We start from the raw sequence: 16,712 nt of genomic DNA on the forward strand, positions 1-16,712 counted from the left end.
GTTATGAGCATGCGAAGCTTGCTGTTATGCCTGTGCGTTCTGCTCATCAGCCCCCTGGCCCAGGCCGAGCGGTTAAAGGACATCGCCAGTATTGCCGGCGTGCGGACCAACCAATTGATCGGCTACGGCCTGGTCGTCGGCCTGGATGGCTCGGGTGACCAGACCAGCCAGACGCCTTTTACCGTACAAACCTTTAACAACATGTTGACCCAGTTCGGTATCACCGTGCCGCCAGGTACGCGTATCCAGATGCGCAACGTGGCAGCGGTCGCTATTCATGCTGATCTGCCGCCCTTTGCCCGGCCGGGTCAGAACATCGACATTACCGTCTCCTCAATTGGTAACTCGAAAAGCCTGCGCGGCGGTAGTCTGTTGATGACCCCCCTTAAAGGTATCGATGGTGAAATTTACGCGATTGCCCAAGGCAACCTGGTAGTCGGTGGCTTTGGTGCTGAAGGTGCCGACGGCTCACGAATCACCGTCAATGTGCCGAGTGTCGGGCGCATTCCTGGTGGCGCTACGGTCGAGCGGGCAGTAGAGAGCCCGTTTGCTACCGGCAGCCATCTGGTATTCAACCTGAACCGTCCGGATTTCACTACCGCCAAGCGAGTAGTGGACCAGATCAACAACACCTTCGGCCCGGATGTGGCGCAGGCTCAGGATGGCGGTTCGATCAGCGTGCGCGCGCCGCTGGACCCCAACCAGCGGGTTGATTACATGTCGATGGTCGAGAACCTGCAGATCGAGCAGGGCAACGCTGCCGCTAAGGTGATCATCAACTCGCGTACCGGCACCATCGTGATTGGTCAGGATGTACGCGTCCAGCCTGCGGCGGTAACCCACGGCGGCCTGACGGTGACTATTTCCGAAAATATTCAGGTCAATCAGCCCAACGCACCCTTTACCGACGGTGTGACCACTATTACGCCCAGCTCACAGATCAATATTGAAGAAGGTGACAGCCGGATGTTCGTTTTCAATCCAGGTGTGTCGCTGGATGAGATCGTGCGTGCGGTCAACCAGGTGGGTGCTGCGCCCGGCGATCTGATGGCGATTCTTGAAGCATTGAAACAGGCCGGTGCGTTGAATGCCGACCTGGTTGTGATCTGAGCGAGGAACCGATCATGAGCCCGAACAGCGTCAGCTATACCGACCTCAACTCGATGAACGAGATGAAGGTCGGCTCAAAAGCCAACAGCCCGGACAACATCAAACGTGTTGCCGAGCAGTTCGAATCGCTGTTCATGAACATGATGATCAAGAGCATGCGTGATGCGAATGCGGTATTTGCCGAAGGCAATCCGTTGAACACGCCGCAGACCCGCTTCTATCAGGACATGCATGACAATCAGATGTCGGTTCACCTGGCGGAAAAGCAAGGGGTCGGCCTGGCCGACGTGATGATGCGTCAGCTCTCCCCACAGACTGGCGCTGCACCAGCTGCGACCACCTTGGACCGGGCGCCGGCGGCCTCTCCCGCTTCGGACGCACGTGCTGCGGCGCCCGCTTCCGCTGGCGCCGATCATTCAGCGCTGCTGGCGCGCCGGCGCCTGGCCTTTTCATTGGGGCATAGTGGCATGCAGGCAGCTCAGCTGAGCGCTCAGGTGGCCAGCGCTGCTGCGAGTGGCAAATCTGAAGTTGCTGATACCTGGCAACCACTTCGCGGCCTGCAGTCCAGCGCACGGCAACATCCTGCGACCGCAGAAGTGCGTCAGTATGCTGCCGTGAGTAATTCTGCGTCAGTAGGCCCGTCGCGCTTCAACAGCCCGGCGGAATTTGTCAGCACCATGCTGCCAATGGCGGAGAAGGCCGCAGAGCGTCTGGGTGTTGATCCACATTATCTGGTCGCCCAGGCCGCATTGGAAACCGGTTGGGGCAAGTCCATCATCAAGCAGGCAGATGGCAGTACCAGCCACAACCTTTTTGGTATCAAGTCCCACGGGGGCTGGCAGGGTGAGTCGGCCAATGTAGTGACCCACGAATATCGCAATGGGGTGAAGGCTCAGGAGCGCGCTGATTTCCGTAGTTACGCCTCCTTCGAGCAGAGCTTCGATGATTATGTCGATTTTCTGCACGACAACGGCCGTTACCAGCAGGCACTGACCACCACAGCGAACCCGGACAGCTTCTTCCGCGAGTTGCAACAGGCCGGTTATGCCACAGACCCGCAATATGCCAATAAAGTGTCGCAGATCGCCCGCAAGCTGATCAGTCAGCAGCAGGTGGCAGATACTTCGTCAGCGGCTGCTTCGGCGGGCGACTTAGCGCTCCTTGGCAATGAGGCGGCAGGTAACCCGGTGGCCGACCTGGCTGATAATCTTACTAGTCAGGGCAGGGTCTAAGCATGGCTGATCTGTTCAACATCGGGCTTAGTGGTCTGCGCGCCAGCCAGACAAATCTGTCGGTCACAGGGCAGAACATTACCAACGTCAATACTCCCGGCTACAGCCGCCAGACGGCTGTTCAGTCTGCCCGCGAGCCGTCGTTCAGCGGTGTAGGTTATATTGGCAATGGCACCAATATCACAGACGTCAACCGGATCTATAACGAATTCTTGACCAGTCAGGTGCGTACCAGTACGTCGATTAATTCCGAAGTGACCGCGTTTCAGACGCAGATGGAAGAGATCAATACGCTGCTCTCGAGTACTGCGACTGGGATCACCCCCGGCCTGCAGAATTTTTTTGACGCGCTGCAGACCTCAATCGAAGACCCCGCCAGTCTGGCGGGGCGCCAATTGTTCCTCTCGGAAGCCGAGGGCTTGGCGTCACGCTTTAATACCGTGCACGAGCGGCTTTCTACCCAGACCAAGTTTATCGGCGAGCAGATGGGTACGCTGGCCAATCAGGTGAGCCGCTTGTCTACGTCGATTGCGGGCTATAACGACGCTATTGAAAAAGCGGCGGCCAACGGCGCGCAACCCAACGATCTGCTTGATGCTCGGGATGAGGCTGTTCGCCAACTCAGCGAGATGATCGGCGTTACGGTGGTCAAACAGGATAACAACAGCATCAATGTCTTTATCGGCTCTGGCCAACCGTTGGTTGTCGGAAAAGACGCCTCCTCGCTCACAGCAGAGGCGGGTGGCACTGATCCTGAACGCACTGAACTGTTTCTGGTTAGTGGTGGCAGCAAGCAGGAAATTACCAGCCTGGTCAGTGGTGGAGAGCTGGGCGGCCTGGTGCGCTATCGGCGCGATGTGCTGGATCAGGCGATGAATTCGGTGGGGCGATTGGCGCTTTCGATTGCCAGTGAGGTAAATGATCAGTTGGCCAAGGGTCTTGATCTGAACGGGAAGGCGGGCGGACTGCTGTTCCAGGATATCAATAGCGATGCACAGGTCGAATCGCGCAGTACAGGGCGGCCCACCAATAGCTCAGTTCTAGATCCCGTGGACCCAGATAAGCTTGTTCAAGCAAAACTCGATATCGACATTACCGACACGTCTCAGTTGACCACCTCCGATTACGAAGTGGTGTTTAGTAGCGGTACTGAATTTAGTGTGCGTCGCTTATCTGATAATAAAATTTTCGAGTCTCTATCGCTACCTGAAAACCCGCCGGATCCGTCTGTACCGCCACCAGTAGTAGACGGGTTTAGCATAGTTTTAAGTGACCCTGATATTAAACCTGGAAACGGTGACCGATTCCTGCTGACGCCGACTCGCAGCGGAGCAGGTGCGATGGAGGCGGTTATGAATCAGCCACAGGAACTGGGTTTTGCCGCGCCCGCAGTGGCAGACGCCAGCCTGAATAATCGAGGCAATGCCAAGGTTAGTCAGCCCGTTTTGACGGCCGGGCCTGAGCCTTTGGTGCCTGCGGATATGGCCGCGTTTATGCCGATCACCATAACGTATGTTCCAGACCCCGGTAATCCAAATACCTTACAGCCAGTGTTTACCAGCGCTGGTGGCGAGTTTTCGCCAGCGCCAGTCGTAAGTAACAATAAACTGAGCTGGAGCGTCAATCGGACAGTTAACCCTGGAGATCCCGTCTATACATACAGTTTTAGCATGGAGATGACAGGTAAGCCCCTCGAGGGCGATGTCTTTACAGTCGACTTCAATGAAGGCAAGTCTGATAACCGCAATGCATTGATTCTATCCGACTTGCAAACGGACGCCGTATTAGGGAAGGCAGACGAGGCTGTTGGGTATTCGTTTTCCGACGGCTATGGTGAACTGGTGCAACAGGTCGCTACCCATACTGCCCAAGCCCGTTCAGACAGTGAAGCCAGCGGCGCGGTACTCAAACAGACCCAGAACAATCGCGATTCGGTTTCGGCGGTAAACCTGGACGAAGAGGCGGCCAACCTGATCAAGTTTGAACAGTATTACAATGCGTCGGCTCAGGTAATTCAGATTGCACGCTCGGTATTCGATACACTCATAAACAGTATTCGCTGACAGGTAAACGGCCATGCGTATCTCGACGATTCAGGCTTTCAATATCGGCGTTCAGGGCGTGCAGGATAACTACTCCAAGGTTACCCGTACGCAAGAGCAGGTCAGCTCCGGCAAGCGCATACTTTCGCCTGCGGATGACCCTGTCGCCAGTGTGCGACTGCTGCAGTTGGGGCAGCAGGCCAATAAGCTGGATCAGTACGATGCCAATCTGAAAGCAGCGACAAATAGCCTGACTCAGGAAGAGGCGACCATCAACTCGATCAACAACGTTTTGCAGCGGGTGCGAGAGATCGCGCTGCAGGCGGGTAATGGCGCGCTTGATCAAGATGCTCGCGAAGCGTTGGGGCAGGAGCTTGTGGAACGCGAGGAAGAGTTGTTGGGGTTGTTCAATAGTCAGAATGCCCGTGGTGAATATCTGTTTGGCGGTTTTCAGAGCCAGACCCAGCCCTTTGTAAAAGGACCGGACGGCGGTTACACCTATGTAGGTGACGAGGGGCAGCGCTCGATTGATATTGCCGGTTCTAAGCAGGTTGCAATAAATGATAACGGGAAAAAACTTTTCGAAGATGTCTTAAATGTGAATCGGGTGGTTACGCAAGAGTATTCCGTGGCCCCTAATAATCCCAATAAAGTGCGTATTTCGTTAGGTGTGGTAGAGGACAAGGCCAAATACGACAGCTCAGCTACCACCATCCCCCCTGATCCAGCCAATCTCCCCGAGTCAAAAGAAGGGATATTTTATCAATCCGATAGCGTGTCCATAGAGATCGGCGAAGATGGCGAGTATACGATTTTCGACGGACCCTCTGTTGTTCCCCTGGATCCCGAGAATCCACCTGTGGGACGAACGCCATTGGCCAGTGGGACCATAGTTGCCAACGATGATCAGAGTTATCAAATACGCTTTGGCGGAGTAGTGGTTACGCTTGATGGCGAGTTGACTGAAGGTGACCAGTTTCAAATCACCCGTGGAGCAGCTGACGGCGGGGAGTTAGTCCAAGAAAAACGCAGCATCCTCCAGACCGTGGCCGAGCTACGAAATGCCCTGGAAACTACAGACGATAGCAGAGAGGGCAAGCTGGACCGGCGTGACCAGTTGGCTATTGCCGTACAGAACCTGGATAACGGCATGAACCAAGTGCTCAGCGTGCAGACCAGCATTGGCGCTCGACTTAATGTGATTGAGTCAACGCAAGATGAAAATTCCGAGGTCAAGCTTATTAACCAAGGGATGACGGCGGAGCTCGCCGAACTCGATTATGCCGAGGCGCTGAGTCGTCTCAGCTTCGAAACGGTGGTACTGCAGGCGGCGCAGCAGAGCTTCGTCAAGGTCAGTGGTCTCAGCCTGTTTAACCTCCTTTGAGCCGTGTTTTCAGCCCAAAGGATTGTCGGCCAGCCCATCCAGAATCGGACAGTCTGGCCGCGCATCGCCATGGCAGCATTCCGCCAGGTTACTCAGCGCGTTATGCATGGCTTGCAGGCCGGCAATCTTTTCCTCCAACTCCTGCAAATGCACCTGCGCCAGCGCCTTGACCTCGGCGCTGCTGCGCTCCTGGTCCTGCCACAGCGCGAGTAGCTGGCTGATCTGTTCAATACTGAAGCCCAGGCTACGCCCGCGATGGATAAACCGCAGGCTGTGCAGATCCCGTTCACTGTAGCGTCGATAGCCCGCCGGGCTGCGTTCGGCAGCGCCGAGCAAGCCAATGCTCTCGTAGTGACGAATCATGCGCGGTGTCAGTTGACTGACCTTGGCGGCCTGGCTGATATTCATACGCTCTCCGCTATTCGGTGCTGGGGTTTCCAGCGCTTGAGCAACAATGCGTTGGATACCACGCTGACGCTACTCAGCGCCATTAACGCGCCTGCCAACATCGGACTGAGCAAGCCCATGGCAGCCAAGGGTATGCCCAGACTGTTGTAAACAAAGGCCCAAAACAGGTTCTGACGGATCTTGCGCCAGGTATGCCGCGAGATGTCCAGCGCCGCTGGTACCAACTGTGGGTCGCCGCGCATCAAGGTGATGCCGGCGCTGTGCATGGCCACGTCGGTGCCGGTAGACATGGCCATGCCGACATCGGCGGCGCTGAGCGCCGGCGCGTCATTGATCCCGTCGCCGATCATCGCCACCACCTGACCTTGGTCGCGCAGGCGTTGTATATGCCGCGCTTTGTCTTCTGGCAGCACCTGCGCTTCGATATGCCTGATGCCCAATTGCGCGCCTACAGCCTGGGCGGCGGCCTGGCTATCCCCGCTGATTAACCAGCTGTCGATATTCAGTTCGCGCAGTTGATCAATGGTGCGCAGCGCTTCGGGCTTCAGGGTGTCAGCAAATGCCATCAGCGCAATCGGTTCTGATGCACCTTCAACTGCCAGCCAGGACACTGTATGGCCTTGGCTCTCATGCTGTTCAGTCAACCGGGCCGAGCTTCCCAGGTTTATTTTCAGATCAGCCATCAGCCGCCGGTTTCCCAGCCATACGCGCTGGCCTTCGATCAGCCCGCTTGCGCCTAACCCGGAATGAACACGAAAGTCCGTGGCGGCGGGAGCATTCACCTGGCGCTCATTGGCATAGCCCAACAACGCCTGGGCGAGCGGATGTTCGGCATTGCGTTGTAGCGCGACCGCCAGCATCAATGCCGAGCCTTGTTCCTCTTCCGGTGTTTGTGCGAGGGCGCCCAGCGCGGCAAATGCGACCAGACTGGGTTTGCCTAATGTCAGCGTGCCGGTTTTGTCGAATACCACGGTATCAACCTTGTGGGCCAGTTCCAGCGCCTGGGCATCGCGGATCAGAATGCCATGGCGTGCAGCAACGCCAGTACCGACCATAATGGCTGTCGGTGTTGCCAGGCCCAGTGCGCAGGGGCAGGCAATCACCAGCACGGCTATCGCGTTCAGCAGCGCCTGTTCGCCGCCAAACCAGAGGCTACCGACACCCCAGGTCAATGCCGCTATCAGCAATACAATGGGCACAAAAACCGCACTCACTCTATCCACCAGGCGCTGGATCGGCGCTTTGGAGGCCTGGGCGCTTTCCACCAGGCGAACAATTCTGGCGAGCATGGTGTCATGCCCGATGGCGGTGGTTTCAACCACCAGCATGCCATCCTGATTCATCGCTCCGGCGCTGACGGAGTCTCCGGGCTGACGGCTGACGGGCAGGCTTTCGCCGGTGAGCATGGATTCGTCCACATGGCTGCCGCCCTCGCGAATGATGCCATCGACAGGAATGCGTTCGCCGGGCTGAATCAGGACTTGATCACCCAGATCAATCTGCTCGAGCGGCACCAGTTGCTCACCGTCAGCCGTGCGCAGCCGAGCCATGTCCGGGCGCAGGGCTGTAAGGGCGCGGATGGCATCCAGCGTTTGGCGCTTGGCGCGACTTTCAAGGTATTTACCCAGCAGTACGAAGCTGACGATCACTGCAGAGGCCTCGTAATACAGTTCAGGCATTACGCCGGCCGGGCTGGTAAAGACATGCCAGCTACTTAACGCCCAGCCTGCCGACGTACCCAGGGCGACCAGCAGGTCCATGTTGCCGGTTCGGTTGCGCAGGGCATGCCAGGCGCCACGGTAAAAGCGTGCACCGAAATAGAACTGCACTATTGACGCTAGCAATAGCTGTAGTAGCGGCGGCAGCATGAGCTGGTGATAGCCGAACAGGGCGGGGAACATGCCCAGGGCCAAGGGGGCGCTCAGTAAGGCGGCAAAAATGACGTGGCGCCGTTCGCGTTTCAGTTTGACGGCTTGTACGTCTTGCTCTTCAGCCGTTGCAGGTGTGAACCAGCGCCCAGGGTAGCCGGCTTTTTTCAAAGCGCTGAATAGCTCGTCGGTCGGCATCCCTGCCAGGTACATGACCCGCGCTTGCTGACTGGCCAGGTTGACCTCGGCGCCGAGCACGCCAGGTACTGCCAGCAGCGCCGTTTCTACGCGGCGGACGCAGCTGGCGCAGCTCATGCCTTCGATGCTCAGTTGCTTGGCTTCAGTCCCCAACTGATAACCGGCCTGGTCGAGCGCGGTGCTGACGGCGCTGAGCTGGTTGGTGTCGTCAAGCTCCAGGTAGGCTGTATCGGAAGCAAGATTGACTTGCACCATGGAAGCGCCGGGCACTGCGTTGAGGGCGCGCTCGACCCTGCTCACGCAGGAAGCACAAGTCATACCGTTGATAGGAAGGGTGATAGAAGTCATGGTGGTTACTCGTAGCTGAACCAGCGTGAACTGTGCACCTTAACATCATGTCAAGGTCAAGGAAAAACGTACACAGGGATTTACCGCCGGCCTAGATGAAACCCATCGGCGGCTTCCCCGAGCCGCTGCCAAGCTTCAACCCGACCTTGAGAATCAGGTCGTTATCCAGCGCAGCAACGACCCAGGTATGACCCTCCCATTCCACCCGGTCGCCCACCACCGGGTGGCCACCAAACTGCTTGCTGAAAAATGCCGCCAGGGTCAGTTCACCCAATTCAGGCGGCACCTCGAAGCCATAGAAGTTACCCACCGCGCTAAGCTGCGCGTCGCCTTCGAGGATGAAGTCGCCGAAGAATTTGCGGTTTTCCAGGTAGCTAGGTGTATGCGCCTTACTGAACAGTCGGGATAACGCTGGCAGATCCTTGGGGCTGCCGATAATGCATAACACATCGTTCAGTGCCAGCCGTGTGCTGCCGGAAGGATGCAGCAGGTGGCTGCCGCGAAACACTGCGGCTATGCGCGATTCCGCGGGCATGGTGAGTTGCTTCAACTGCACCCCGACACACCAGTTGGCGTTATCCAACTGGTAGATCATGACTTCGTAATCGCCATCGACTGCGATATCCAGGCTGGTGCGCTGCATCGGCTCTGGCTGTGGCGGGATTTCCACTTTGCACAGGCGAGCGGCCAGTGGCAGCGAGGAGCCTTGCAACAGCAGTGATACCAGCACCACCACAAAGGCGACGTTGAACAGCAATTGCGCCTGCTCAAGCCCGGCCAGTAGCGGGAAGATCGCCAGGATAATCGGCACGGCACCGCGCAGCCCCACCCAGGCAATAAACAGGCGTTCGCGCCAGGAGAACACGAAGGGCGCCAGACAGATCAGTACCGCCACCGGGCGCGCCACCAGAATCAGAAACAGCGCAATGCCGACGGCCGGCCCAGCGATGATGATCATTTCACTGGGGGTCACCAGCAGGCCGAGCATCAGGAACATGCCGATCTGGCTCAGCCAGGCCATTCCATCCTGCACATGCAATATGTTTTGCAAGTTGCGTACGCGTCGATTGCCCAGCACCAGTCCCGTCAGATAGATGGCCAGAAAACCGCTGCCGCCGATGCTGTTGGCAAAAGCGAATACCAGAATCGCGCCGCTGGTGATGAGCAAGGGGTAGAGACCTGTCGCCAGGTGCACACGATTGACCAGCCAGGCCAGCAGCATTCCGCCAGCCAATCCGCAGAGACCGCCTATGCCAAACTGCTGAACCAGCAACAACAGAAAGTTCCAGCTGAAGCTTTCCTGTCCCGAGGACAACATCTCCACCAAGGTAATGGTCAGGAAGATCGCCATCGGATCGTTCGAGCCTGATTCAATTTCCAGCGTTGCGCCTACGCGCTGCTTCAGATTCAGCCCCTTGCCCTGCAGCAATGAAAATACCGCTGCAGCGTCGGTAGAGCCAACAATGGCGCCCAGCAGCAAGCCTTGCAGCCAGTGGATATTCAGCAGCCAGGCAGTCAGCATGCCCGTCAATCCGGCGCTTATCACCACGCCAATACTCGCCAGCGACATGGCGGGCCACAGCCCGACGCGGAAATTCTCTACCCGGGTGCGCATACCACCATCGAGCAGGATGATGGCCAGCGCTAGGCTGCCGATCATGAAGGCGGTGGAGGTGTTGTCGAAGGCAATCCCGCCAAAACCGTCTACGCCAGCGAGCATGCCGATGATCAGGAATATCAACAGTAAGGGGATGCCCAGCCGGGATGACAGTGAGCTGGCCAGAATGCTGGCACACAGCAGCATGGCGCCGATCAAGAATAGGGTGTTTATATAATCCATACGGGTGGCTGGTCCGTCCTGATGTTGAATCAGTTCATACTATATCCTGAACAGCCTGATGCGTTTAAAAATTGCTGTATAGTCAATCGATTGCAACCTGAAGGTAAATGAAATGGACGCCCATTTCTGGCACGAGCGCTGGCAGCGCGGTGAGATTGGTTTTCACAAATCCAGAGCCAACCCATTGTTGGTCCGCTGGTGGCCGCAGCTGGGGCTGCCCTCAGGGAGTGCGGTATGTGTTCCGCTGTGTGGCAAAAGTCTCGACCTGCTCTGGCTACGTGATCATGGTCACTCGGTGACAGGGATCGAACTGTCGCGTAGCGCACTGGACGACTTTGTCCAGGAAAATCAGTTGGCCTTGCACTGGCGCCGTGAAGAACCATTTGATGTGGCCGAAGGGCAGGGCATGCAGCTGTTTGCGGGCGATTTCTTTGCCGTGCAGCCAGAGCATATCGAGCGGGTCGCCGCAGTCTATGACCGAGCCGCGCTGATCGCGCTCCCGCCAGACATGCGCGCCCGCTACGTCACTCACATGCTCACAATCCTTCCTGCGAACTGGCAGATGCTGCTGGTGACCCTGGATTACCCGCAAGCCGAGCGACCCGGCCCGCCTTTCAGTGTCCCTGACGCTGAGGTGCGAGCCCTGTTTGCCGGTTGCGACGTGACTCAGCTGGATGATCAGGACGTTTTGGCGGATCACGCCTTGTTCCGCCAACAAGGTATGACGCAGTTACGTGAGCGGGTGTATCACATCATCAGGACACCCGTGGCCTGATGAGCGCCGCGCTGATTCTGCTCTACAAGCTTTTGCCTCTGTATATAACCGTGGGGCTCGGTTGGCTGGCAGGACGTTATTTGCAAGCCAGCGGTAGTCATATCGCGGGCATCATGCTGTATATCGTCACGCCGTCGGTCATCTTTGCCGGGGTCATGGCCGCGCCGCTCTCCCTCAGTGTGATCATGCTGCCGTTTCTGGTCTTTGCATTTTGCACGATGCTGGCGCTGGTCCATCTGGTAGTCGCCCGGCGCTGGCTCAAGGACCCAGTCGCCAATCTGATTCCACTGTCTGTAGGGACCGGTAATACCGGCTACTTCGGTATCCCGGTGGCGTTGCTGCTGTTCGGTGAGCAGGGGTTAAGCATCTATATTGTTTGCATGCTCGGCACCACGCTGTTTGAAAACTCGGTGGGCTTCTATCTCGCAGCACGTGGCCGGTTCGGTGTTCGCGACTGTCTGCTGAAAGTCGCCCGTCTGCCCGCGATCTATGCTTTCGCCCTGGCAGTAGCGCTCAATCTGTCAGAGATTGGCATGCCGGAGGTGCTGGTACCGTTGTTTGACAACCTGCGTGGCGCTTACAGCATTCTAGGTATGATGATCATTGGCATGAGTATCCTCAGCATGCGCGGTCTGGCCGGCGACCTGCGCTTCACGGCCTTGGCATTTTTCGGCAAATTCATCTCCTGGCCGCTGCTTGCCCTGGCCTTCTGGTGGGTAGATAGCCGTTTTTTCCAGCTATATGAACTGCCGGTCTACAGAGCCGTGTTTCTGATTTCAATTACGCCCATCGCGGCTAATACCGTCGTTATTGCCACTTTACTCAACACCTCTCCGCGGCAAGTGGCAGGCGCTACTCTGCTGAGTACATTGGTCGCGCTCATCTATATCCCGTTTATGGCTTCATGGATTCTGAGTAGCTGAACTAAATTCGCTACATTTTGTCGGGCGCGAGCCTCTTGCCGGACTATCCCATCTCGTTCCAGCTCTCGATATATCGTGCAAAATGCAATCCGCCAAATCGGCACGTCGTGCATGATGCCTATTCGGATGAGTGAGCATGTTTTTTAAGATATTGAATTTAAACAATAATTTAATAAATAAAGTCTGGCACGCAGCGTGCAATCCTCTATGTACGTAACAGAACTATTGGCAGCCACAAGCAGCCGATGCTGGTTAGAACCAGGGGAGAACAAGATGAAGTACAAGGATCTCGGGCAAGGCGTTTTCGCAACAATGTTATTGACTGGGGCAACAGTCATGCTGCTGGTTAGTGGCGGCAACAGCCCCGAACAGAAGCGCATCTATCCGGTTCAATCCAGCCTGCCAGCCGAAATCCGTGAGCAGGCGAGCGATCAGCTGCAAAGAACGAGCGTTGAGCAGAGCCTCCGTCCGTTTGGCAGTGAAAAATCAAGCTGGGTGTTTTGAGACAGCTGGGTTTTAAGAGAAATAACTCTATCAGGGAAATTTGATCCAGAAGGTTTGCGGTAAATCATTGTGATCGTCAGAGCCTTAGAGGCGGTCCATCAAACTGAGAGTGTTGGGAGGGTAGAACGATGATTGTATGGGCTATTGCTTTTCTGATTGTGGCTATTGCTGCAGCGATTGTAGGTTTTGGCGGGGCGGCTATAGGCGTTGTAGCGGCGGCCGGTAAATTTCTATTCGTTGTCTTCATGTTGATGTTCGTGCTGTCGTTCATCCTCGGGATGGGCCGACGCATTCGCATGCAACGCACCAGTCTGCCGCGTGCTACCTCGGTTAACTGGTAATTGCTGCTACAAGGTACGTTTAGACTGGATAGCTGCAACCGCACCTATCTGGTCTAGCTATCTAATCCAACGATCTAGCCGAACTAGTTAGTATAACTATGAGATCTATCGATCAGGCTGCTGGGCAAGTATTTCGGCGTAGATGCTTTTGATTTCCATCGCGAATTGATCAACTGAATGCGCCTTGGCAGAATTCCGAGCGTTACTGCCCATTCGCTGGCGCAGATCAGCGTCGCATATCAGCTTTGCCACTTCCGCCTGCCATAGGCGTTGATTCTCCGGCGTTTTGAAGCCGTTTACCCCCTGCTCGATCACATCATCAATACCACTTGAGCGTATGGCGACCACTGGCATACCGGCGGCCATGGCTTCCAGGATGACCATGCCTTGAGTTTCTGATTTGGAAGCGAATACAAACAAGTCTCCCAGACGATAGTAAGTGGCTATCTGCGCCGGATCGACCGCGCCTATCAGCGAAAACCAGGCCCCCAATCGCAACTCGTCGATGCGCTTTTGCAGGCGTTGCCGCTGATGCCCATCGCCGATCATCAATAGCCTGAAAGGTTGCTCCATCTCCAGGCGCAACTGCTGCACGGCATCGATCATGAAATCGATATTTTTCTCGTTCGACAGCCGCGCCACACTGATCAGCACGATCTCCTGCCCGATCCTCAACTCTTTGCGCAGGGCGGCTAGCTCGCTTTCGTCAACCGCCTGGAAACGCTGAAAATCTATCCCGGTAGGCTGGACGAAGGTCGGCGTCTTGACGCCGATCATGCGTAAATATTCTTCGGCGGAGTATGTGGGGACCACAATGCCGTCACATTTATTGGCGAACCGCTTGATCAGGGAATGTGAAATCAGGTTGCGGAACAGATTGCCGGGCAACGGCACAAAGTGAGCGTAATGTTCCAGACGCGTGTGGTAGGTGTAGACCACTGGCACGCCAAGGCGCCGACCGATAAACAACCCCAGCGATCCAATCCAGATCGGGTGATGCAGATGAATAATATCCGGACGAAATTGTTTGATTTGCCGGTAAATACGAGGGGCGAAGATATTGGCAAGTCTGAACTCCTGCCGAGAACCCAGGGATAACAGTGATGGCAGGCGGATTACGCCAGGCTCGTCGTCGCGTTGCTTGGTGTAGCGTGGGGCGACGATCAGGGTTTCATTGCTGCGCGCTCGCAGACCTGTGCACAGGCGCTGGATGGACAGAGGGACGCCGCCAATAAAGGGCAGGTAGTTATTGGTGAACATCGCCACCCGGACAGGCTTTTCGATCCAGGGCGCGGGATTGATGTCAAAGTTGCGATAATAGTCGCGGCCAACAAAGACCAGAGTGTACAGGCGCATTGCCAACAGGCTCATCAACCCCAATATCAGCAGGAAATTGACGAACCCCACATAGAACAACGAGTAGATAAAGAACCACAGGCTTTCCAGCTTTTTGAACAGAGGGTGCTGGCCAATCTCTACTGGCACCAGTTCTGTGGTGACGCCTGAAGCGCTGACCTGCACGCGCACATAGTGATAGAAGCTGCTCTCATCATTGAGTATCAGGCCGCCCGCGCCGCCAGTGGTGATAAAACGAGTCCCGGCAATCTCCCGCTCTGAATACATGGGTAGGTTGGCCGAAAATACCAGGTCGATTTGATGTTGCTTAACCAGCGTCATCAGGCGATCGACAAATTCGGCAGGTGCCAGGAAGTCGTCGTCCTCAATCAGCAGGCTGTTGTCCTCGACGTGCAGGGGTGGGTAGCCGATAAACAAGAAGGTATGCGCGGCATCGTCACTACCGAGTAGGTCGGTGAGCCATTCAAGCTGCCAGCGGAAATGGGTTTTGCCAGTGCCATCGAGAAAAATAAGTCGGCTGTCTCCGAGCGCTACCGAGAAGAAATGCGGGCCGAAGTGCTCATAAAAGCGAAAGCTGCCGAAATTGGCGTATTCATTGGAGCCGAAGGTCAGCAGATAGGGAATCTGCAGGTGGCTTAAAGTACCGTAGAGCGCGCGGTACTTATCTTCACCGCCGGCACTTACGGCGTTGCCAGCTGAGACCAGAAAGTCAGTGTTCCCCTCATTCAGTAGCGGAATGAAAGTTCGCTCGAACACACCGACCGAGTTATTGATATTGCCGACCACGGCGAAACTGAATTGCTCGGCATCTCCCAGTTTGCTATGCAACTCCAGCAGTTGCTGAGTATGCACAGCGGAAAATTCGGGTTTTGACAGGTTCAAATAGCCTTTATAGCCGATTAGGACGATGACCAATGCGATGTTCAGATAGAACAGCGCCTTGAAGGGACGCTTTCGCATCACTGCATGTCCCGCTGACGGCCAAATTCGATCTGCATCATGATCAGCCCAGCCACCATGCCCAGATAAATAGTCAGCGCCCGCCAACTGATAGTGACCAACACCAGATGCTCGACTCCTAGTAGCGTGCTGAAGAAACTACCAAATACGCCCTCGGAAATACCCGAAGCGCCAGGGGTAGGCGAGAAATACATGATGAAGGTCGTGACCACCAGCAACCCAACGCTGATCAGGTAGTCGACATCGTAATCCAGGCTGGCAATCAGCAGCGCTGGAAAACTGAACAGCGCGAGCAGGAAAATACAGGTGAAGACGATCGATAAAAGCACATCTGTGCGATTGCCGCCGATGTAGTGCTTGAAGCTGCGGGCAAATTGCAGCATCTCGCGCCGCAGTTTGAATTGCCAGCGTCGATGCCTTGCACTGTCGATCAGATGCAGCTGGCGAGCGGCATTGAAGAGGGTGGACAGCGGGACGATCAGCCAGCGTGTGCGCAGCAGTACCAGTGCGAAGAAGCCAAGATACAGCGCAATCAACAGTGCCAGCCAGCCGCCTATGGCGCCAATTACCGCCTGGTCGCGAAGCACTTCCGAGGTCAGTAGAAAGACTGGGGTCAGGGTGAAAATGAAGATCACGGCAAGTAATGTCCGGATGGTAGTCGCGGCACCGGCGACGCCGAGACTGACACCGTGGCGTTGTAGATACCACATCTGAGCAAACCCGCCGCCGGTAGCCATAGGTGTGATATTGGAAAAAAAGATGTTGATAAAAACCAGACTGAATATGCGCTTTAACGGCAGGCACTCGCCTAAAGCGCGCAAGGTGAAGTGTAGCCGTAGTCCGTCTGCGGCGAAGTAGACGGCCAGCAATACAGCAATGGGTAGCAGGGTGGACCACTGCAGCAGGCGCATATCAAAGCTGAGGCTCTGGCCGGCGAACTGGTCATAGACAGCCCAGGTACCCAAAGCGGCAAAACCCACAAACAGACAGGCGAGGGCGAATAGCCGACCCACCGAAGTACCAGGTTGAAGTGGTGCGGATTTGGAGCTACGGGGCATGGGTCGTTCACTTTATCAGGGCAAAATGCAGTTTAACGTGAATCCTCGTGGGTCCGAATACTAAAAGGCCATTTTCTTGCTCCCCGTTTGAAAGGCGTTTTCACCATGCGGGCAATGCGTTGGATGCTGTTGGCGACAGCAACGGCTTGTAAGTTCTCGCCAAGCCGTTACAATAGCGCGGCCCGTCCAGTACGGGTTTGTTATGGTGGCCCTGTCGGTCCCCTCGCAATGATTCGCCGTTAACCTGGTCAGGCCCGGAAGGGAGCAGCCACAGCGGTTATATCGTGTGCCGGGGTGTGGCTGGCGGGGCTGCCACCCAATATATCCCGCTTTATTTCTCGCTTTTACTCTCTTGTTTCTCGCCG

The 16,712-nt window shown here is 56.1% G+C and carries 13 protein-coding genes and 1 other RNA gene; 9 read left to right on the forward strand and 5 right to left on the reverse strand.

The window, feature by feature from the left end; genetic code table 11:
• Positions 1–9: 9 nt before the first annotated feature.
• Genes EAO82_RS08190 through flgL form a run of 4 tightly spaced genes read left to right on the forward strand, consistent with a single transcriptional unit; the run spans position 10 to position 5,768 of the window.
• Positions 10–1,110, forward strand: a complete 1,101-nt coding sequence (locus EAO82_RS08190; protein ID WP_096346123.1) for a flagellar basal body P-ring protein FlgI — start codon at positions 10–12, stop codon at positions 1,108–1,110.
• Between the two features lie 14 nt (positions 1,111–1,124).
• Positions 1,125–2,342, forward strand: a complete 1,218-nt coding sequence (flgJ, locus tag EAO82_RS08195; RefSeq protein WP_096346122.1) for a flagellar assembly peptidoglycan hydrolase FlgJ — start codon at positions 1,125–1,127, stop codon at positions 2,340–2,342.
• Between the two features lie 2 nt (positions 2,343–2,344).
• The gene (flgK, locus tag EAO82_RS08200; RefSeq protein ID WP_096346121.1) at positions 2,345–4,405 is read left to right on the forward strand and encodes a flagellar hook-associated protein FlgK; all 2,061 of its coding nucleotides are present in this window, start codon (positions 2,345–2,347) and stop codon (positions 4,403–4,405) included.
• A gap of 13 nt (positions 4,406–4,418) precedes the next feature.
• The gene (flgL, locus tag EAO82_RS08205; protein ID WP_096346120.1) at positions 4,419–5,768 is read left to right on the forward strand and encodes a flagellar hook-associated protein FlgL; all 1,350 of its coding nucleotides are present in this window, start codon (positions 4,419–4,421) and stop codon (positions 5,766–5,768) included.
• A 9-nt stretch (positions 5,769–5,777) separates the two neighbouring features.
• On the opposite strand, the gene cueR is transcribed toward flgL, so the two are convergent.
• The 3 genes from cueR to EAO82_RS08220 all read right to left on the reverse strand — a co-directional run bounded on the left by cueR (position 5,778) and on the right by EAO82_RS08220 (position 10,430).
• Positions 5,778–6,176, reverse strand: a complete 399-nt coding sequence (cueR, locus tag EAO82_RS08210; protein WP_096346119.1) for a Cu(I)-responsive transcriptional regulator — start codon at positions 6,174–6,176, stop codon at positions 5,778–5,780.
• A complete protein-coding gene (locus EAO82_RS08215; protein ID WP_096346118.1) occupies positions 6,173–8,590 on the reverse strand; it encodes a heavy metal translocating P-type ATPase in 2,418 nt (805 codons plus the stop codon). The genes cueR and EAO82_RS08215 overlap by 4 nt, the downstream gene beginning before the upstream one ends.
• A 91-nt stretch (positions 8,591–8,681) precedes the next feature.
• On the reverse strand, positions 8,682–10,430 hold the full coding sequence (locus EAO82_RS08220) for a potassium/proton antiporter (protein WP_096346117.1): 1,749 nt from the start codon (positions 10,428–10,430) through the stop codon (positions 8,682–8,684).
• 112 nt (positions 10,431–10,542) lie between these two features.
• On the opposite strand from EAO82_RS08220, the gene EAO82_RS08225 reads away from it, so the two are divergent.
• The 4 genes from EAO82_RS08225 (at position 10,543) to EAO82_RS08240 (ending at position 12,973) form a co-directional block, all read left to right on the forward strand.
• Positions 10,543–11,205: a thiopurine S-methyltransferase gene (locus EAO82_RS08225; RefSeq protein WP_096346116.1), complete on the forward strand. Its 663-nt coding sequence runs from the start codon at positions 10,543–10,545 to the stop codon at positions 11,203–11,205.
• Positions 11,205–12,128 (forward strand): AEC family transporter, encoded by a 924-nt coding sequence (locus tag EAO82_RS08230; RefSeq protein WP_096346115.1) that lies wholly within the window; start codon positions 11,205–11,207, stop codon positions 12,126–12,128. Before EAO82_RS08225 ends, EAO82_RS08230 begins: the two co-directional genes overlap by 1 nt.
• Before the next feature lie 273 nt (positions 12,129–12,401).
• On the forward strand, positions 12,402–12,632 hold the full coding sequence (locus EAO82_RS08235; RefSeq protein WP_096346114.1) for a hypothetical protein: 231 nt from the start codon (positions 12,402–12,404) through the stop codon (positions 12,630–12,632).
• Between the two features lie 128 nt (positions 12,633–12,760).
• On the forward strand, positions 12,761–12,973 hold the full coding sequence (locus tag EAO82_RS08240; protein WP_096346113.1) for a DUF1328 domain-containing protein: 213 nt from the start codon (positions 12,761–12,763) through the stop codon (positions 12,971–12,973).
• 105 nt (positions 12,974–13,078) lie between these two features.
• Here the strand turns inward: EAO82_RS08240 and EAO82_RS08245 are convergent, their stop codons facing one another.
• Positions 13,079–15,289 (reverse strand): glycosyltransferase, encoded by a 2,211-nt coding sequence (locus EAO82_RS08245; protein ID WP_218838586.1) that lies wholly within the window; start codon positions 15,287–15,289, stop codon positions 13,079–13,081.
• Entirely contained in the window at positions 15,289–16,347 is a 1,059-nt protein-coding gene (locus EAO82_RS08250; protein ID WP_096346111.1) for a YbhN family protein, read from the reverse strand. The genes EAO82_RS08245 and EAO82_RS08250 overlap by 1 nt, the downstream gene beginning before the upstream one ends.
• Before the next feature lie 212 nt (positions 16,348–16,559).
• Between EAO82_RS08250 and ffs the strand changes: the two genes are divergently transcribed.
• An RNA gene (ffs, locus tag EAO82_RS08255) (signal recognition particle sRNA small type) lies at positions 16,560–16,656 on the forward strand.
• The last annotated feature ends 56 nt before the right edge of the window (positions 16,657–16,712 follow it).

Source organism: Halopseudomonas pelagia, from assembly GCF_009497895.1.
Taxonomy (GTDB): Bacteria; Pseudomonadota; Gammaproteobacteria; order Pseudomonadales; family Pseudomonadaceae; genus Halopseudomonas; species Halopseudomonas pelagia_A.